The organism is Pseudomonas sp. PS01300 (genome assembly GCF_029960155.1).
GTDB lineage: Bacteria > Pseudomonadota > Gammaproteobacteria > Pseudomonadales > Pseudomonadaceae > Aquipseudomonas > Aquipseudomonas palmensis.
The window spans coordinates 133,068-151,231 of sequence record NZ_JASCPN010000002.1 but is presented as its reverse complement, the minus strand read 5'-3'; the positions used below and the strand labels follow the sequence as shown (position 1 = coordinate 151,231).

The 18,164-nt window shown below is 67.8% G+C and carries 13 protein-coding genes; 1 reads left to right on the top strand and 12 read right to left on the bottom strand.

All coding sequences use genetic code 11. The annotated features are described in order from the left end of the window. Positions 1-8 precede the first annotated feature (8 nt). Complete coding sequence (locus QMX96_RS02080; RefSeq protein WP_043862771.1) at positions 9-1,109, top strand: sigma-54 dependent transcriptional regulator; 1,101 nt, start codon at positions 9-11, stop codon at positions 1,107-1,109. On the opposite strand, the gene QMX96_RS02075 is transcribed toward QMX96_RS02080, so the two are convergent. From QMX96_RS02075 to QMX96_RS02020, 12 genes are all read right to left on the bottom strand, one after another. After that, positions 1,110-2,519, bottom strand: a complete 1,410-nt coding sequence (locus tag QMX96_RS02075) for an MFS transporter (protein WP_043862770.1) — start codon at positions 2,517-2,519, stop codon at positions 1,110-1,112. Between the two features lie 6 nt (positions 2,520-2,525). After that, complete coding sequence (locus tag QMX96_RS02070) at positions 2,526-3,746, bottom strand: acyl-CoA dehydrogenase family protein (protein ID WP_043862769.1); 1,221 nt, start codon at positions 3,744-3,746, stop codon at positions 2,526-2,528. A 28-nt stretch (positions 3,747-3,774) separates the two neighbouring features. Then, on the bottom strand, positions 3,775-5,613 hold the full coding sequence (locus QMX96_RS02065; protein WP_282360964.1) for an ABC transporter ATP-binding protein: 1,839 nt from the start codon (positions 5,611-5,613) through the stop codon (positions 3,775-3,777). Between the two features lie 3 nt (positions 5,614-5,616). Then, on the bottom strand, positions 5,617-7,266 hold the full coding sequence (locus tag QMX96_RS02060) for an ABC transporter ATP-binding protein (protein ID WP_058540182.1): 1,650 nt from the start codon (positions 7,264-7,266) through the stop codon (positions 5,617-5,619). Continuing rightward, the gene (locus QMX96_RS02055; protein ID WP_063611979.1) at positions 7,263-8,153 is read right to left on the bottom strand and encodes an ABC transporter permease; all 891 of its coding nucleotides are present in this window, start codon (positions 8,151-8,153) and stop codon (positions 7,263-7,265) included. Before QMX96_RS02055 ends, QMX96_RS02060 begins: the two co-directional genes overlap by 4 nt. 29 nt (positions 8,154-8,182) lie before the next feature. Continuing rightward, positions 8,183-9,235 (bottom strand): NADP(H)-dependent aldo-keto reductase, encoded by a 1,053-nt coding sequence (locus QMX96_RS02050; RefSeq protein ID WP_078480993.1) that lies wholly within the window; start codon positions 9,233-9,235, stop codon positions 8,183-8,185. 22 nt (positions 9,236-9,257) lie between these two features. Further along, positions 9,258-10,601, bottom strand: a complete 1,344-nt coding sequence (locus tag QMX96_RS02045; protein ID WP_054914522.1) for an LLM class flavin-dependent oxidoreductase — start codon at positions 10,599-10,601, stop codon at positions 9,258-9,260. A gap of 25 nt (positions 10,602-10,626) precedes the next feature. Continuing rightward, complete coding sequence (locus tag QMX96_RS02040) at positions 10,627-11,862, bottom strand: acyl-CoA dehydrogenase family protein (protein ID WP_058540179.1); 1,236 nt, start codon at positions 11,860-11,862, stop codon at positions 10,627-10,629. A 25-nt stretch (positions 11,863-11,887) separates the two neighbouring features. Next, positions 11,888-12,820 (bottom strand): ABC transporter permease, encoded by a 933-nt coding sequence (locus QMX96_RS02035; protein ID WP_054914524.1) that lies wholly within the window; start codon positions 12,818-12,820, stop codon positions 11,888-11,890. After that, the gene (locus tag QMX96_RS02030) at positions 12,817-14,532 is read right to left on the bottom strand and encodes an ABC transporter substrate-binding protein (protein ID WP_255000964.1); all 1,716 of its coding nucleotides are present in this window, start codon (positions 14,530-14,532) and stop codon (positions 12,817-12,819) included. The genes QMX96_RS02035 and QMX96_RS02030 overlap by 4 nt, the downstream gene beginning before the upstream one ends. Before the next feature lie 55 nt (positions 14,533-14,587). Continuing rightward, complete coding sequence (locus QMX96_RS02025; RefSeq protein ID WP_229590261.1) at positions 14,588-16,717, bottom strand: TonB-dependent receptor; 2,130 nt, start codon at positions 16,715-16,717, stop codon at positions 14,588-14,590. Positions 16,718-17,014: 297 nt separating this feature from the next. Beyond that, complete coding sequence (locus QMX96_RS02020) at positions 17,015-18,154, bottom strand: glycerate kinase (RefSeq protein WP_078480996.1); 1,140 nt, start codon at positions 18,152-18,154, stop codon at positions 17,015-17,017. Between the last annotated feature and the right edge of the window lie 10 nt (positions 18,155-18,164).

The window sequence follows — 18,164 nt, the reverse complement described above, 5'->3', positions numbered from 1 at the left end:
TGACTGCCATGCAATTGTTGACCCTACCGCCCTCGCCCGCGTTGGCCACCTCGATCCGCGCCACCGCGCAGGTGTTCGAAGACCCCAAGTCACGTGCGCTGCTGGCGCACCTGCAACAGGTGGCGCCCAGCGAAGCCAGCGTGCTGATCATCGGCGAGACCGGTACCGGCAAAGAGCTGGTGGCGCGCCACATTCACAACCTGAGCGGGCGACGTGACAAGCCGTTCGTGGCCGTCAACTGCGGCGCGTTTTCCGAATCGCTGGTCGAGGCCGAGCTGTTCGGCCACGAGAAAGGCGCCTTCACCGGCGCCCTGGCGGCCAAGGCCGGCTGGTTCGAAGAGGCCAACGGCGGCACCCTGTTCCTCGACGAGATCGGCGACCTGCCGATGCCGATCCAGGTCAAGCTGCTGCGCGTGCTGCAGGAGCGCGAAGTGGTGCGCCTGGGCTCGCGCAAGAGCATTCCCATCGATGTGCGGGTACTGGCCGCCACCAACGTGCAGCTGGAAAAGGCGATCAATGCCGGGCACTTTCGCGAAGACCTCTATTACCGTCTGGACGTGGTCAGCCTGGAGCTGGTGCCGCTGCGCGAACGCCCCGGCGACATCCTGCCGCTGACCCGCCACTTCATCGATGCCTACAGCCAGCGCCTGGGCTACGGCCAGGTGCGCCTGAGCGCCCAGGCCGAGCACAAGCTGCGCACCTACGGCTGGCCGGGCAACATCCGCGAGCTGGAAAACGTCATCCACCACACCCTGCTGATCTGCCGCGACGGCCTGATCGAGCACGACGACCTGCGCCTGTCGAACATGCGCATCGAACGCCAGGACGACAGCCCCAGCCAGGACGACTCGGCCCAGGCGCTGCTCGAAAGGGCCTTCCAGAAACTCTTCGAGGAACAGGCCGGCGCGTTGCACGAACAGGTCGAGGACGCGCTGTTGCGCGCGGCCTACCGCTTCAGCCACTACAACCAGGTGCACACCGCCAACCTGCTGGGCCTGACCCGCAATGTCACGCGTACCCGCCTGATCAAGATCGGCGAACTGGCGGTCAATCGCCGCCGGCCCACTGGCGCCACCCAGGGCGAGCGGGTGCTCAACCTGTCGATCTGATCAGCCACGCGCGGCATACACCGCATTGCCGGCGTCCGCTGCCAGGCGCCGGAACACCAGTGCCGAGGCCATGCACGCCAGCCCGCACAGCAGCATCACCCAGGCCACGTCGCTGGTGACGGGGGTGGCGTGCCCGCGCAGGTTCATCAGCACCCCCAGTAGCGAGGCGGCCAGCCCCACCGACAGGCTCATGCTCAACTGCACCGTCATCGCCGACAGGCTGCTGGCCCGGCTGCTCAGCGCCGCCGGTACATCCGCATAGGTCAGCGCGCCCAGGGTGCTGAACTGCAGCGAACGAATCACTGCGCTGGCGAACAGCATCAGCACGATCACCCAGTACGGCGTATCGCTGGTAAAGCTGGCACAGGCCCCCAGGGTCAGCCCGGTGAGCAGCGCATTGCCGGTGAGCGTGCGACGGATGCCGAAGCGGCGCACCACGCGCACTGCCAGCAGCTTCATCAGAAACGCCCCCGCGCCACCCGCCAGGGTCAGCAGCCCCGCATGCAGCGGGCTCAGGCCAAAGCACAGCTGAAACATCAGCACCAGCAGGAACGGGCCCGACGAGGTACCCAGGCGCAGCAGGTTGCCGCCCCAGAAGCTGATGCGGTAGCTGGGAATGCGCAGCAGCGACAAGTCCAGCAGCGGTTCGGCGCAGCGCCGTGCATGGCGGATGTACCACGCGCCGCACAGCAGCCCCGCCCCGATCATCACCGCCACCCACGCTCGCGGCAGCAGGCCGTGGCCCAGCGCCTCGAAACCGAACACCAGCGCCCCCAGCGCGGTGCCGCTGAGCAGCAGCCCGCGCACATCCAGCGCCCGCGCACGAACCCCGGGATAATGCGGTACATGGCGCAGCACCAGCACGATGCCCACCAGGCCGATGGGCAGGTTGATCAGGAAGATCCAGTGCCACGACACGAACGTCACCATCAGCCCGCCCAGCGGCGGCCCGATCATGGGCCCGATCAGCGCCGGAATGGTCAGGTACGACAGGTTGCGCATCAGGTCTTCGCGCGGCGACCAGCGCAGCAGGATCACCTGCCCCACCGGCACCATCATCGCCCCCGCCGCGCCCTGCAGCATGCGCGCCAGGCACAGCTGCAGCAGCGAGGTGGATGCCGCGCAGGCCAGCGACGACACGATGAACAGCACGATCGCCACCACGAACAGCCGTCGTGGGCCGAAGCGGTCGGCGGCCCAGCCACTGACCGGTACGCACAGCGCGGCGGCCAGCATGTACAGCGACACCACCAGGTTCATGCGCACGCTCGGCGCGCCGAAGTCGCTGGCCATCTGCGGCAAGGCCGTCATCACCACGGTGGAGTCGATCAGTTCCATGCACAGCGCGCAGCCGATGATCATCGGCACCTTGCGCGAAACCGGCCGCAAGGCCGGCAGGGGTTCGGCCATGGTCACTCAGAACAGCCCCGAGGTCGGCGGCGGCGTGCCCTTGAGGTACCAGGTGCCGACCGCCGAGGCCTTCCAGTGGCGCGGGTTGTGGTTGGCCACCGTACGCGCGTTGCGCCAGTGCCGGTCGAGGTTGTGGCTGCGCCCGGTGGTGGACGCACCGCCCACATCGAACAGCAGCTCGGCGGCCCGCAGCGCCGATTCGGCGGCAATGTACTGGGCCTGGGCCACGTCGATGGCGGCCTGATCCACCGCCTGCGGGTCCAGTTGCAGGGCCCAGGCGCGGTCGATCACCGCTGCAGCCTTGAGCACCACCGCTTCGGCGGTGAAGGCGCGCGCGGCCACTTCGCCCACGCTCAGTTGCACATAGGGGTCGTCCACCGACTGGCTGGCGCTGCTGTGCTTGATCGGTCGCGCATGCTCGCGGGCAAAGCGCACTGCATCCTCCTGGGCATTGCGCGCGATGCCGGCCTCCACGGTGGCGAGGAACAACTGCAGAAACGGGGTGACGATGGTGCGCTTGCCCTCCTCCACGGTGCGCGGACGAATCTCGCTGGCCAGCACCTGCACATCGTTCAGGCGCGTGGTGCCACTGGCGGTCAGGCGCTGGCCCATGGCGTCGAAGTCGTCCACCAGCTCCAGGCCCAGGCGATCGCGCGGCAGCACGAACGACACCGGCCTGTCCTGTTCGTCCAGCGCCACGGCGCTGACCCAGTCGGCGTACAGCGCGCCCGTGCTGTAGTACTTGCTGCCGCTGACGCGAAAGTGCTCGCCATCGGGCACGATGCGTGCGCTGATCGCGCCATTGGCGCCGCCCACCTCCCAGCCTGCGTTGCCCAGCACGGCGCCGTCCAGGTAGCGCGCGAACCAGCGCTGGCGTTCCTGCTCTGCACCGCTATGGTCGGCGGCCAGCAGCCCTTCGACGAAGGCAAAGCCCGGGCGCAGGGCCTGGGCCACATTGGAGTCCACCGAGGCCACCCGCAGCAGCAGGCCGATCACGTCGCTCACCGAGCCGCCGGGGCCACCGTAGGCGAGCGGGATGCGCACGGTATAGAGCCCTGCGGCGGCCAGCTGGCGTATGGCGTCATACGGCAGCTGGCGCTCACGTTCACGCTCGGCTGCACCGGCCGCAATCTCGGGAAGCAAGGCATCCAGGCGTTGATGCAGGTGCGCAACGCTGGTCAGTGCGTGTTGGGGGGCGTGTTTGGGGACTTCGGACAAATGCGGCATGGGCGCCTCCTTGGGCGTTTGAAAACTCTCAGGCAGATTCGGTAGCGGGTGTTTCGTCGAACTGGCCAGCGGCCTGGCGACTCCACAACCGGTGGTACTGGCCGCGCTGGCGCAGCAGTTGTGCATGGTTGCCGTCCTCGATCAGGCGGCCCTTATCGAACACCAGGATGCGGTCCAGGTGCGCCACCGTGGACAAGCGGTGCGCGACCACCAGCACGGTCTTGCCGTGCATGATTTCGTCGAGTTTTTCCTGGATGAAACGCTCGGTGAGCGAGTCCAGGCTGGAGGTGGCTTCGTCCATCACCAGGATCGGGGCGTTCTTGAGCAGCACCCGGGCAATCGCGATGCGCTGGCGCTGGCCACCCGACAACTTGACCCCGCGCTCGCCCACCAGCGAGTCGTAGCCGTGTTCCATGCTGTCGATGAAGTCGTCGGCGCCGGCGCGGCGGCTGGCATGCACCACGTCCTCGAAGCTGGCCTCCAGGCGCCCGTAGTGGATGTTCTCGCCGATGCTGCGGTGGAACAGGCCAGGTTCCTGGGGGATCAGGCCGATCTGCTGGTGCAGCGAATGCTGGGTCACTTCGCGCACATCGCGTCCATCCACCAGCACCTGGCCGCTGTTGACGTCGTACAGGCGCAGCAGCAGGTTGAGCAGGCTCGACTTGCCCGAGCCCGAGGTGCCCACCAGGCCCACGGTCTGCCCCGCCGGGATCACCAGGTTCAGGTGCTGGAAGATCGGCTTGTCGGGCGCATAGCCGAAGCTCACGTCGCGAAACTCGATGTCGCCGCGCACCGGCGGCAGCGCCCGTGCGCCGGGAAGGTCCACCACCTCGTGGGGCCGCACCAGGGTGCGCACGCCGTTGGCGATGTTGCCGGTGGCCTCGAAGAACTCCAGAAAGCGCCGCGACAGGTTGCTCACGTCATTGATGATCAGCAGCGACAGGCTGGTGGCCATGACGAAGGTGGCGATGTCGATGCGCCCCACGTACCACTGCTGCAGCGCAAGCCCCAGCATGCCCAGCTTGAGGGCCACGCCGCCGGCCGACTGGAACCAGCGGATCTTCTCCATGTACCAGAACGAGCGGTAGGCCGCGTCCACCTCGCGGTCAAGGTAGTGCCCCAGGTAGCCGTGCTCGAACGGCTGGCGGGCGAACAGGCGGATGTTGGTGAGGTTGCTCACCGCGTCCACCACCTTGCCGTTGCTGGTGCTGCGCGCCGCCGAATACTGCTGCGCCAGCGGGTGGCTGCGCCGCGCCAGGACATAGCAAATGCCAATGAACAGCAGCGACCAGCCGAGCATGAACGCGGCCAGCAGGCCCGAGGCGCTCCACAGCAAGGCGGTGGCCAGGCTCAGGGTCAGCGCCAGGCCGAGCATGTCGAACAGCAGGATGCCCAGGGTCTGGTTGACCCCCAGCGCCACCTCGGCGATGCGGTGCGCCAGCGCCCCGGCGAACTCGCTGCTGACAAAGCGCTGGGAATGGCGTTGCAGGTAGGCGAACAAGGCATGGGTCACGGTTCGCCGCTGCAGCGGCAGCACCTTGATGTGGCAGGCGGCGGCGCTGCGGGCGCTCAGCATTTCCAGCACCAGCAGCGTGCCGAACAGGCTCAGGGGCGCCACCAGCCCCGGCAGCGCGGCATGTACCGAGGCGGCCTCGGTCACCTGCCGGGTGATCAGGCCCAGCGCCCAGGGGATCAGCACCGCGCTGACCACGGCGATGCACTGCAACAGCAGGATGCTTGAGTACCAGACCTTGTAGTTGCCGATGCACAGGCGCACGAAGGCCAGCGGCGTGTCCGGCAGGTGGTCGATCTTCCAGTGGTGCAGCCGTCGTCGCGGCGTGTGGCGGGTCGAGAAATGCAGGCTCATGGTTCAGATCGCCAACTTGAGGAATTCGAACGAGGTACGACGGCCGCTTTCCAGGTGCGGAATGGCCTCCAGCAAGGCCAGGGTGTAGGGATGCTGCGGGTGGTCGAACACGTCGCGTACCGCCCCGCTCTCCACCGCCACGCCGTCCTTCATCACCAGCACCTCGTCGCTGACCTGGTTGATCACCCCCAGGTCGTGGGAGATGAACAGGCACGCCAGGCCCAGGCGCTGCTTGAGGTCGTCGAGCAGTTCGAGGATCTGCGCCTGTACCGACACGTCCAGCGCCGACACCGGCTCGTCGCACACCAGAATCTGCGGGCCGGCGGCCAGCGCGCGGGCAATCGCGATGCGCTGGCGCTGCCCGCCCGACAGCTCGATGGGGCGCCGGTCGAGCAGCGCCGCGTCCAGGCGTACCAGGCCCAGCAGTTCCTCGGCCCGCCTGCGCCAGTCGGCGCGCTTGTGCCCGGCCACCTCCAGCGCCTCGAACAGCACGCGCTGCACGTTGTAGCGTGGGTCGAAGGAGCTCAGCGGGTCCTGGAACACCACCTGGATGCTGCGCCGCAACTGACGCTTGTGCGCCTCGGAAAGCTTCAGCCAGGGCTGGCCCTTGATCTGGATATCGCCGCTGTCGGGGGTTTCCAGGCCCAGGATCATGCGAGTGAGGGTGGTCTTGCCCGAGCCCGACTCGCCGACGATGCCCAGGGTCTTGCCGCGGCGCAGTTGCAGCGACACCTGGTTGACCACGGTGCGCATCTGCCCGTCCGGGCCCTTGAACGCCTTGCTCAGCTGGCGCACCTGCAACAGCGGTGGCTCCTGGGTCGGCGCCACGATGGCCAACGGCGTTCGTGCTGCCCCCGGCGTGCGCCGAAAGTGCACCGCCCGGCCGGCACGCAGCAGAAACTGCGTGTAGGGGTGCTGCGGGTCGTGCAGCACCGCCTCGACGCTGCCCTGCTCGACGATCACGCCGTTGTGCATCACCGCCACGCGGTTGGCCAGGCGCGACACCACCGCCAGGTCGTGGCTCACGATCAGCATCGCGGTGTTCTCGCCACGCAGCGATTCGAGCAGGCTCAGCACCTGCGCCTGTACCGTGGCGTCCAGCGCGGTGGTCGGCTCGTCGGCAATCAACAGGCGCGGGTTGCAGGCGATGGCCGAGGCGATCAGCGCCCGCTGGCGCAGCCCGCCCGACAGTTGATACGGGTACTGGCGGGCGCGCAGTTCCGGCTGCGGCACGCCGACGGCGCGCAGCAGCTCGATCACCCGGGCCTGGCGCTGCGCGCGGTCGAGCCCGGTATGCAGCTGCAGCGGCTCGGCGATCTCCTTGCCCACCGGGCGCAAGGGGTCCAGCGCGCCCAGGGCATCCTGCATCACGAAGCCGATCTGCGCGCCGCGCACCTGGCGCCAGGTGCGCTCGTCGAACTCGCGCAGGTCGTGCCCGGCAAAGTCCAGGCGGCTGGCCTGCACCTGGGCATGGGCGCCGGTCAGCCCGGCCAGCGTGCGTGAGGTGACACTCTTGCCCGAGCCCGACTCGCCCACCAGCGCCAGGCACTCGCCCTGGTGCAGCTGGAAGCTGATGCCCTTGAGGGTGGGCACGGCCTGGGCGCCAAAGCGCACGTGCAGGTCCTGTACATCGATAAGCGGTGCGCGACTCATGGGCGTTTACCTTCGCTGCGGCGCAGCAGTTCGCGGCCGATCGTACTGATCGAGACCACGGTCAATGTGATTGCCAGGGCGGGCCAGGCCACCAGCCACCAGGCGTTGGCCAGGTAGTTGCGGCCCACGGCGAGCATGCCGCCCCACTCCGGCTCCGGCGGCGGCGCGCCAAAGCCCAGAAAGCTCAGGGCGGCGCCCGAGACGATGTTGCCGCCGATGCCGATGGTGGCCAGGATCAGGATCGGCTTGATCGCATTGGGCAGTACATGGCGCAGGATCACCGCGTGCCGGCCCAGGCCCAGGGTGGTGGCGGCCTCGACATAGCCGGCACCGCGCACCACCAGGGCCTGTGCGCGCACCAGGCGTGCATAGCGCGGCACGCTGGCGATGCCCACGGCAATGATGGTGTTCAACTGGCCCTGGCCGAAGAAGGTGATGATCACCAGGGCCAGCAGCAGGTCGGGGAATGCCAGCAGCACATCCACCCCGCGCATCACCGCACCGTCCAGCCAGCGCGGGCCGAGCCCCGCCGCCAGGCCGAACAGGGTGCCCAGCAGCAGGCCGATGGCGGTGGCCGACAGGCCCAGCACCAGCGACGGGCGCACCGCGTACACCAGCCGGGTGAGGATGTCGCGGCCGTTTTCGTCGGTACCCAGCCAGTACAGGCTGTCGGGGGCACGAAACGCCTGGCGCGCACTGGCCTCCAGCGGGTCGCCCGCCACCAGCCAGTGCGGCTGGATGGCCGCAATCACCAGCAGCAGCACGAACAGCCCGGCCAGCACCAGGCCCGGGCGGATGGCCCAGCGCCGCACCTTGCGCCGCCGGGCCACGAATAGCGGCTCGGCGGCAATCAGGCCGACGCTCGCGCTTTGATTGATGGGCGCCATGGGCACCTCCACAGGCTAGGGGTTGCGGCTCAGGGCGCCGGGTTCGGGGTGTGCGCGTGGATCTGCTCGATGCGCGCCAGGGTCTCGCCGCTCAGTTGCAGCTCAAGCGCGCCGATGTTCTCGCGCAGTTGCGCCAGGCTCGTCTGCCCGGTCAGGGCGCTGCTGACGAACGGCTTGCCGATCACCGCAGCCAGGGCCAGTTGCGCGGGGCTCACGTCCAGCTCGCGGGCCAGTGCCACGTAGGCGGCAATGGCCTGCTGCGCCGACGCGCTGTCGTAGCGGTTGAAGGTGCGGTACACCGACGACAGGCGCGAACCTTCGGGCCGTGCGCCGCCCAGGTACTTGCCGGTGAGCGCGCCGAAGGCCAGCGGCGAATAGGCCAGCAGGCCCACCCCTTCGCGGTGGCTGAATTCCGACAGGCCGCCTTCGTACAGGCGGTTGAGCAGGCTGTAGGGGTTCTGGATGCTGACGATGCGCGGCAGCCCCAGCACCTCGGCCTGGCGCAGGAACTGCCCTACCCCCCACGGGGTTTCGTTGGACACGCCGATATGGCGGACCTTGCCCGCCTGCACCTGCTCGGCCAGCACCTGCAGGGTTTCGCCGATGGCAATGGCCTGCGGATCGTCGACATACGGGTATTCGCGCTGGCCGAAGAAGTTGGTGCTGCGGTCGGGCCAGTGCAGCTGGTACAGGTCCAGGTGGTCGGTCTGCAGGCGCTTGAGGCTGCCGTCCAGCGCGGCGACGATGTTGGCGCGGTCGTGGCGGCTGAGGCCGTCGCGGATATGCGTGCCGCTGCCGGGGTTGCGCGTGGGGCCGACGATCTTGCTGGCCAGCACGATATCGCTGCGCCGGCCGGTCCGGGCCAGCCAGGTGCCGATGAAGCGCTCGGTGCTGCCCCAGGTGTCGGCATGGGTCGGGGTCGGGTACATCTCGGCGGTGTCGACCAGGTTGACACCGTGGTCCAGCGCCAGGTCCAGCTGCTGGTGGGCGTCCTGCTCGCTGTTCTGGTGGCCCCAGGTCATGGTGCCCAGGCCGATGACGCTGACCTTGATGTCGCTGTTGCCCAGTGTGCGGTAGTTCATGGGGTGTGCCTCGCTAATCGGTTCAGACGGCCTCTGCCGCACGTTGGTACTGGCTGGCCGGGTACGGCAGGCCCAGGTGGTCGCGCAGGGTGCTGCCGGTGTATTCACGGCGGAACACCCCGCGCTGCTGCAGCAGCGGCACCACCTGGTCGACGAACACCTCGACCCCCGAGGGGAACATGTCGGGCATGATGTTGAAGCCATCGGCTGCGCCGGCGCGGAACCAGTGCTCCAGGGTGTCGGCGACCTGTTCCGGGGTGCCCACCAGCAGGCGGTGGCCCACCAGGATGCGCCGCGACAGTTCGCGGATGGTCAGGTTCTCGCGCCGTGCCAGGTTCAACTGGGCTTCGAGAAAACCGTGCGAGCCGCGCTCGAATTCGCTGACCGGGCCAATACGCTCCCACGGCAGCGGCGCGTCCAGGTCCAGTTCGTCGGGGGGCAGGCCGATGCGAAACGCCAGTTGCTGCACCAGCCCCGCCTCGCCGCTGTAGGCGTTCAGTTCATCGAAGCGCGCACGGGCTTCGGCCTCGGTGCTGGCGATCACGGTGGACAGCCCCGGCATGATCTTCAGGTGATCGGGGTTGCGGCCCCACTGGCGTGCGCGCTGTTTCATCTCCTGATAGAACGCCTGGCCGTCGGGCAAGGTGGTCTGGGTGGTGAAGATCGCGTCGGCATAGCGCGAGCCCAGGGCCTTGCCGCCCTCGGACGAGCCGGCCTGTACCAGCACCGGCCGGCCTTGCGGCGAGCGCGGCAGGTTGAGCGGCCCCTTGACCGAAAAATGCTCGCCCACGAAATCGATGCTGTGCACCTTGTGCGGGTCGGCGAACTGGCCGCTGGCGGCGTTGCCGATGATCGCGTCGTCCTCCCAGCTGTCCCACAGCTTGAGGGTCACGTCGATGAACTCGTCGGCCCGCGCATAGCGGTCCACATGGCGCGGCGCACCGGCCAGGCCGAAGTTCTGCGCGGCGGCGTCGCCGGCGTTGGTCACCACGTTCCAGGCCGCCCGGCCGCCACTGATGTGGTCCAGCGAGCTGAAGCGCCGCGCCAGGTTGAACGGGTCGTTGTAGCTGCTGGACGCGGTGGCGATCACCCCGATGTGCCGGGTGGCCAGGGCCACGGCCGTCAGCAGCACGGTCGGTTCCAGGCGCCCGGCCGGGTGCTGGGCGATGTCGCCCGCCAGCGCCGGGCCGTCGGCGAGGAAGATCGCGTCCAGGCACCCCCGCTCGGAAATGCGCGCGATGTTGCGGTAGTACTCGACGTCGAGGTAGGCGTTGGCCGGTACTTCGGCCTTGCGCCAGGCGCTGGCATGCGCGCCGAAGCCGAGGATGTTCATGCCGATGCTCATCTGTCTTGCGGTCTGGCTCATGGCTGCTGCTCCTGAATGAAGGCGGTTACACCGCGCTGGCTTCGTCGCGCACGGTGGTGCCGTCCTGGGCATGCAGCGCACGCCAGGCTGCACCGGGGCTGACGCCGTTGAGGTAGTAGTTGCCCAGCGCGCGCTCGCGGTAGATCGCCGGGTTGTGCGAGGCCAGGGTGCGCGCATTGCGCCAGTGCCGGTCCAGGCGCCGGGCCTGGCTGGTGGCCGACGCGCCGCCCACCTCGAACAGCAGGGTGGTGACTTCCAGCACCTGCTCCAGCACGATCTGCTGGGCCTGGAAGGTGCGGATATCGGCCTCGACGTAGTCGGCTTCCTGGGCGCTGTCGTTCAGCTCGGCCTGGTGTACCCGCTCGAGTACCTCGGCGGCAGCCAGCACCAGGGTTTCGCTGGCATAGGCCAGGCTCGACAGGCGTCCGATCACCCGCTGCACCAGCGGGTCGTCCTTGGGGCTGGACTGGCCCGGCACGCCGAAGGCGCGGGTGCGGCCCTGGACGAAGGCGGTGGCATCACGCAGCGCGGCGCGGGCGATGCCGGCCAGGGTGGCGAGGTGGAACAGCTGGTAGAACGCCGAGATGTACGACTCGGCGCGCAGCTCGCCGGGCTTGAAGCGGCGCAGCACATGCTGCTCGGGCACCGCCACCTGCTCGAAGCGTGTGGTGCCGCTGCCGCTCAGGCGCTGGCCGAAACCGTCCCAGTCGTCTTCACGGGTCACGCCGGGGGCGTCCACTGCCACCACCACGCTGACGAAGTCCTTGTCGTGCATGGCTACGGCCGCCACCCAGTCGGCGTAGATAGTGCCGGTGCAGTAGTACTTCTCGCCGTTCAGGCGCCAGCCCTCCTCGGCGGCCTCCAGGCTGACCGAGTTGGTGCTGCTGTCGCTGCGCTCGGCCATTGCCGCGCCCCACAGCTGCCCGGCCACCACCTTGGCGAACCAGTAGTCCTGGGACGCCGGTTCGCGGGCCGACAGCCGCCCTTCGACGAAACCGAAGTGCGCGCGCACGATCTGCGGCAGGTTGGAGTCGGCCTCGGCCAGGTCGATCAGCAGGCCAAACAGCACCGGCAGGCTGATGCCGGCACCCCCATGCGCCTGGGGCACGCGCAGCGCCGTGAAGCCGGCATCGCGCAGCAACGCCACGGCCTCGAAGGCCAGTTCGCGCTGCTGTTCACGCGCCACCGCGCCCTCGCCGATCTGTGCGAACAGCGGCTTGAAGCGCGCCTGCAGCGCAGTGTAGGAATTGGATTGGGTCATGACAGGTCCTTGCTTGGGGGTGGCATCACACGGCCTTGGCACGCGGGTCCACCCAGTGATTGATCAGGTCGACGAGAAAGTTCACGACCACGTAGATCGCCGCCGCCAGCAGGGTGATGCCCAGCAGCAGCGGCACGTCCTTGGATGTTGCGGCGTCGAGCATCAGCCGGCCGATGCCCTGGCGCGAGAACAGCAGCTCGATCACCACCGCACCGCCGAGCAGGCTGGCGAACACGAAGCCGGACAGGGTCACCAGCGACACCAGCGCATGGCGCAGCGCGTGTTTGAGGCGCACGCCGGTTTCGGACATGCCGCGGGCGCGCGCCATGGCGATGAAGGGTTGTTCGAGAATGTCTTCCAGTTCCTGGCGCAGTACCTGGCTGAGCACCGCCGCCACCGGCAAGGCCAGCGCCACGCTCGGCAGTATCAGCGCCTGCCAGCCGCTGGAGCCGGACGGCGGCAGCAGGTGCCAGCCGAATGCGAACACCAGCAGCAGGCCCAGGCCGATCACGAACGAGGGTGCCGACGACAGCACCAGCTCCGTGCCCGACACCAGCGAGCGCAGCCATGGCGCGCGATTGGCGGTGAGCACCGCGACCAGCACGGCCAGCAGCACCGCCAGTACCGCCGCGGCCAGCGACAGTTGCACGGTGGCGCCCAGTTGCCCGGCGATGATCTGCCCCACCGGGATGCGCAGGCGGTACGACTCGCCCAGGTCGCCCTGGGCCAGGCGCCCCAGGTAATGGCCGTACTGCACGATCAACGGCTGGTCCAGGCCGTATTCGGCGCGCACCTGGGCGATCAGCTCGGCACTGGGCATCGCCTCCGGCCCGCCGAGGATGGCCAGTGCCGGGTCGCCGGCGCTCAGGTTCAAGGCCAGGAAGGTCAGGGTCGCCGCGCCCCAGAGCACGCCGATGCCGGCCAGCAGCCGACGGAGTATCAGGCGCAGGGTGTTCATCGGGCCTCCTGGTCGAGCCATATGCTGGTGAAGAACGGGGTGTTGTGCGAGGTATCGAAGATCACGCCCTTGACCGCCTTGCGGTAGGCCACCAGCACATGGCTCTCGTACACCGGTACGGCCGGCACGGTTTCCACCAGGCGTTGCTGCGCGGTGCGGTACAGCGCGGCCAGCTCCACCGGGTCGGTGGAACGGCGCGCCGCCGACAGCGCCGCATCGAGGGCGTCATCGCGAAAACGCCCGGCGTTCTGGCCGATGAGCTTGGGCGTGCTGATCGCATTGCTGTGGTAGAGGATGTACAGCCCGTCGGGGGTGTTGGTGTGCCAGTAGCCGCCGGCGATTGCCTGAAAGTTGCTGGCATAGCGACGCTCGGTGACCTGGGCCAGGGGCAGCAGATCGATGGCCAGCTCGAAACCGACCTTCTTGAGGTCGGCCTGGATGGCCACTGCCACGCTACCGGGGAAGGCGCCGGTCTCGTACATCAGCAGGCGCGCCGACAGGCGCTGGCCGTCCTTGACCCGGTAGCCCCTGGCGTCACGTTCACCCCAGCCGGCCTGGTCGAGAATGCGGTTGGCCTCGGCCACGTCATAAGCCAGCACATCCTTGAACGCGGGGTCGTAGTAGCGGGTGTTGGCGGCCAGGAAATCGCCCTTGGGCTGGTACTCGCCAAAGCCGGTGATCCAGGCCAGGCCGTCGCGATCGATGGCCTTGGCCACGGCGCGGCGCACCTGCACGTCCTGGAACGGGAACTGCTCGACGTTGAAGGTCAGGCTGCGAAACGGGTTGGCCTTGCGGATGCGGCTGCTCATCTGCAGGTCGGGGTTGCTGCGGATGGCCCTGGCGTTCTGCGCCGGCGCGTCCACGGTAAAGTCCGACTGGCCGGACTCGAGCGCGCTGAAGCGGATCATCGGCTCGGGCACGATGCTCAGCTCCAGGCGGTCCAGGTACGCCTCGCCGTTGTGCCGGGTCACCGGCGGCGCCCAGTTGTAGCCCTTGCGCCTGACAAAGGTGGCGCCCTGGTCGCGGGTGTAGCTTTCCAGCACGAAGGGCCCCGAACCGATGGCGTGCTCGGCGATGGACTTGGGCGCCTCGAGGATCTGGCGCGGCGAGATCATGCTCAGCCAGGACTGCGCCAGCACGTCCAGGAACGGCGAATAGGGTTCGCGCAGGTGCGCCTCGAAGGTGTATTCGTCGACGATGCGCCCGTCCACGTAGGGCGCGATGTACGCGGCGGCCAGCGGCGACTTGGTGGCCGGGTCGCGCATGTGCTCCAGGTTGATCTGCACGGCGCGGGCGTTGAATTTCTCGCCGTCGCTGAAGGTCACGTCATCGCGCAGGTGGAAGGTGTAGGTCTTGCCGTCCGGCGAGATGTCCCACGACTTGGCCAGCCACGGCGAGATGTTGCCCTGCTCGTCCTGGTACAGCAGGCAGTCGAACAGGATGCGCCCCAGCCACTGCACGTTGCCGTGGGAAATCGAATGCACGTCCAGGGTGGTGGTGTCGGACGCCGTGGAAATGCGCAGCGTGCCGCCCGGCTTGCCTGGCGCGGCTTCGCGATAGTCCTCGGCGGCGTAGCTCAGGCTGCCGTCGCGCAGCACGCCGTCGGCGCTCGATACGCTGTTGCGCGGCGCTTCGCTGGCCGGCTTGCAGGCGCCCAGCGCCACCACGCTGGCGAGTACGGCCAGGCGTGCGAGCCTTGTGATCAGGGTCATGTGCTTCCTCCGCCAGCACCGTGTGCAGGTGCACGTCGGTGCTGGCCGCGCTGGCTTAGAAGTTGTAGGTCACGCCGGTGAAGGCGCCGAAGCCGTCGCCCGGGTACAGCGACGCGACGTCCCTGCCCTGGGAGTTGTAGGTCGGCAGCACGGCGGTCACGTAGTCCTGGTCGGTGATGTTCTTCAGGTCCAGGTACACCTGCCAGGTCTTGCCCGGGTCGTCGTAACCCAGGCGCGCACCCCACAGCGTGTAGGACGGCGCGTAGAAGCTGTTGGCGTAGTCCACCGAAGTCTTGGAGGCGGTGCGCACGTTGACCCCAGCGTAGAAACCGCTGGCCCACTGGTACTGCAGCTCGCCCTGATACACGTGCTTGGGCAGGCCCGGCAGTTCGTTCTTCTTGAACAGCGGGTCGTTCTCGTAGTGGAAGTCGTTGAGGGTGTAGGCCTGGCGCCAGGTCAGGCTGTCACCGTTGGCGCCTTCCCACAGGCGGGTGCTCAGGCCGGCCTCGATGCCCTGGTGGATGGTGGGCGTGGCATTGGAGGTGGACACCACCGCAGCAGAGGTGGCGGTGGCCGGCAGCACTTCGACGTTGAGCAGCTCGTTCTTGACCCAGGATTTGTAGAACGCCAGGCTGCCGTCGAAGATCCCCGACTTGCCCTTGATGCCGAACTCCACGGTGTTGGCCGCTTGCGGCACCAGTGGCTTGGCGTAGTTGCTGGTGACCCCGGAGCCGGAGCTGGACCAGGAGCTTGGCGGGTCGATGGTGCGGCTGGCGTTGGCGAACAGCTGCACGTCCGGGGCGATGTAGTAGCGCAGGCCGATACGCGGGGCCAGCTTCCACTCGTCGTACTTGTAGTGGCTGGGCAGGCCGCTGGTGTTGGGGCGGTCGCTGTAGGTAACGTTGATGTCACGCTTGATCTCGATCGCCGACACGCCGGTGGCCAGGTACAGGTTGTCGGTCAGGCCCAGGTCGTTGCCCAGGGTGAAGACATGGTCGAACGAGCCGTCGTACTCGACCTGCTTCTGCAGAATGCCCAGGTCCTTGTCGCCCTTGTAGGTGCGTGCGCCGGAACGAATGTGCTGAGTGCTGCTCCAGCCCGCGGTGGTGGTGCTGGGCAGGCCGAACAGCTGGTCGGTGCGGCTGTACTTGAGCGAGTAGTTGATGTCGCGCCAGTCCCAGTAGTTGGGGTTGACGGTGCTCTTGCGGCTGAGGATCTGCGGGTAGTTGTGGTACACCAGCCCGGCTTCGAGGGTGGCATCGTCATCGAAGGTGTAGGTGGTCTTGCTGCCGACCCAGGTCGAGCCGCGCTTGGTGGAGTCGCCACGGGTGGCGTAGGTGGCGGCGTTGGTCTGTTTGGAGTTCTTTTTGAGCTGCGCCAGGGTCAGGGTGCCCGAGTTCTCGTGGTATTCCTCGCGGTAGCGGATGTACAGACGGGTTTCGAGCTTGGGGTTGAAGCGGTAGCCGAAGTTGCTGACCACCCCCTTGGCCTTGGTGAAGGTGAAGTCCTGGTAGCCGTCGCGGCGAGCGTTGTCGACGCTGACGTAGTAGTCGGCATTGCCGGCCACGCCGCCGGTGCTCAGGGTCTGCTTCTGCCAGCCGAAACTGCCGCCTTCGAGCTTGATGCGGTTGCCCGGTGCGGTCAGCCCGGAGTTGGTCACGAAGTTGATCGCGCCCCCCAGTGAAAGTGCGCCGTATTCGAAGGCGTTGGCACCGCGCAGTACTTCGGTGTAGTTCAGGCCCTGGGTATCCAGAAGTTCATAGGGCGTGCCACCGGCGCCGGTCAGTGCAAGGCCGTCGAAGAGAAACTTGGTGCCTTCGCGGAAATAGCCGGGCGAGGTATTGGCGCCGGAACCGCGAATGGAAATCTTGATGGCATCGTTGCCACCGGCAGCTTGGGCGTAGACGCCGGGCTGGTACGCCAGGGTGTCTTCCAGGGTGGCCGAGCGGCCCTTTTCGACTTCAGCCTGGGTGACCAGGCTGGTACCGCCGGCGACCTCGTCGAGTTTGCTCTGCGCCGCCTGCACAGGGCTCTGTTTGGCGGCCTGCACGGTGACCGTACCCAGGCGCTTGTCGCCGCTGGTGTCGGTGTCGGCGGCCGAGGCCAACGGGATGAAGGTTAATAGTGCGCTGCTTACAGCGAACAGGGATGAATGTCGCAGTACTGCCGAAGTTGCCCAATGCACGCGTTTCAAGGTCTTGCTCCCCACCTGATTAAAATTAGGCGAGTTTCTATTGGTATAGTCAATCTCACAGGGACTATTGCAGCGAGCGTGCCAACTGGCGAAGTGCCTTGTTTAAAGGGGTTTAGTTATAAAGCGGCAAGTAATCGGGTGTTGTATTCGAGGGCTAGTGTCGGGAGGGTGTTGCCAGGCGAACAGTTGCCAGTTGCTGATCTATGTATATAACCGGCAAGGCCGGCGCCTACAGGTTGGCCGCTGTCTGTAGGCGCCGGCCTTGCCGGCGAAGCAGTAGTGGGCTTGTTACAGACCCTGGTGCAAGGCCCACAGCCGAGCGATGTCCCGCGCCCTGTCGCGCAACAGCGGCGCTGCCTGCTCGCACGCCTGCTGCAGGCTCATCGGCCCGCTGGTCAACGCAAATGCCGCATCGATGCCATGCTCATACAGCGCCTGGTAGCCCTCGCCCAGGGTGCCGGCAATCACCACCACCGGCACGCCGTGACGCCTGGCTATGCGCGCCACACCGAACGGGGTCTTGCCGCGCAGGGTCTGCGCATCGAAGCGCCCCTCCCCGGTGATCACCAGGTCGGCACCGCGTACCGCCGCCTCCAGCCCGGCCAGCTCGGCCACCACTTCGACCCCAGCACGAAACTGCGCGCCCATGAAGGCCTTGGCCGCAAAGCCCATGCCGCCCGCTGCGCCACAGCCCGGAAACGCCCGAACGTCTTCCTCCAGCAGGCCGGCGCAATGGTCGGCAAAGTGCCCCAGTGCATGGTCGAGCAAGGCGACCTGGGCGGGGCTCGCCCCCTTTTGCGGGCCGAAGATCGCCGAGGCACCATTGGCCCCGCACAGCGGGTTGTCGACGTCTGCGGCCACTTCCACCTGCACGTCGAGCAGGCGCGGGTCCAGCCCGCTGCTGTCCAGCCGGGCCAGGTGCGCCAGGGCCAGGCCGCCCGGTGCCAGTTCAGCGCCCTGGGCATCGAACAGCCGCAGCCCCAGCGCTCGCAGCATGCCACTGCCGGCATCGTTGGTGGCACTGCCGCCGATGGCCAGGATGATGCGCTGTGCCCCGGCATCCAGCGCCGCGCCGATCAGCTGCCCGGTGCCATAGGTGCTGCTGCGGCATGCATCGCGCTGGGCGAGGCCGAGCAGTTGCAGGCCGCTGGCCTGGGCCATTTCGATGATGGCGGTGTGGCTGTCGGCCAACCAGCCCCAGTGGGCCAGTACCGGTGTGCCGAGCGGGCCCTGCACCTGCAGGCTGCGCTGTTCGCCGCTGCAGGTCGCCACCAGGGCCTGCAGGGTGCCCTCGCCGCCATCGGCCATCGGGCAACTGATCAGCTCGGCCTGTGGCAAGGCATCGGCCAGCCCCCGGGCGATGGCAGCGGCCACGTCTTCGGCGCTCAGGCTGTCCTTGAACGAGTCGGGGGCGATGACGATTTTCATGCGGTGTGCT

What these genes read in the sequence shown, in the direction of transcription:
- QMX96_RS02080 (WP_043862771.1), top strand. Translation starts at nt 9, where the DNA reads ATGCAATTGTTGACCCTACCGCCCTCGCCCGCGTTGGCCACCTCGATC.
- QMX96_RS02075 (WP_043862770.1), bottom strand. Translation starts at nt 2,519, where the DNA reads ATGGCCGAACCCCTGCCGGCCTTGCGGCCGGTTTCGCGCAAGGTGCCG.
- QMX96_RS02070 (WP_043862769.1), bottom strand. Translation starts at nt 3,746, where the DNA reads ATGCCGCATTTGTCCGAAGTCCCCAAACACGCCCCCCAACACGCACTG.
- QMX96_RS02065 (WP_282360964.1), bottom strand. Translation starts at nt 5,613, where the DNA reads ATGAGCCTGCATTTCTCGACCCGCCACACGCCGCGACGACGGCTGCAC.
- QMX96_RS02060 (WP_058540182.1), bottom strand. Translation starts at nt 7,266, where the DNA reads ATGAGTCGCGCACCGCTTATCGATGTACAGGACCTGCACGTGCGCTTT.
- QMX96_RS02055 (WP_063611979.1), bottom strand. Translation starts at nt 8,153, where the DNA reads ATGGCGCCCATCAATCAAAGCGCGAGCGTCGGCCTGATTGCCGCCGAG.
- QMX96_RS02050 (WP_078480993.1), bottom strand. Translation starts at nt 9,235, where the DNA reads ATGAACTACCGCACACTGGGCAACAGCGACATCAAGGTCAGCGTCATC.
- QMX96_RS02045 (WP_054914522.1), bottom strand. Translation starts at nt 10,601, where the DNA reads ATGAGCCAGACCGCAAGACAGATGAGCATCGGCATGAACATCCTCGGC.
- QMX96_RS02040 (WP_058540179.1), bottom strand. Translation starts at nt 11,862, where the DNA reads ATGACCCAATCCAATTCCTACACTGCGCTGCAGGCGCGCTTCAAGCCG.
- QMX96_RS02035 (WP_054914524.1), bottom strand. Translation starts at nt 12,820, where the DNA reads ATGAACACCCTGCGCCTGATACTCCGTCGGCTGCTGGCCGGCATCGGC.
- QMX96_RS02030 (WP_255000964.1), bottom strand. Translation starts at nt 14,532, where the DNA reads ATGACCCTGATCACAAGGCTCGCACGCCTGGCCGTACTCGCCAGCGTG.
- QMX96_RS02020 (WP_078480996.1), bottom strand. Translation starts at nt 18,154, where the DNA reads ATGAAAATCGTCATCGCCCCCGACTCGTTCAAGGACAGCCTGAGCGCC.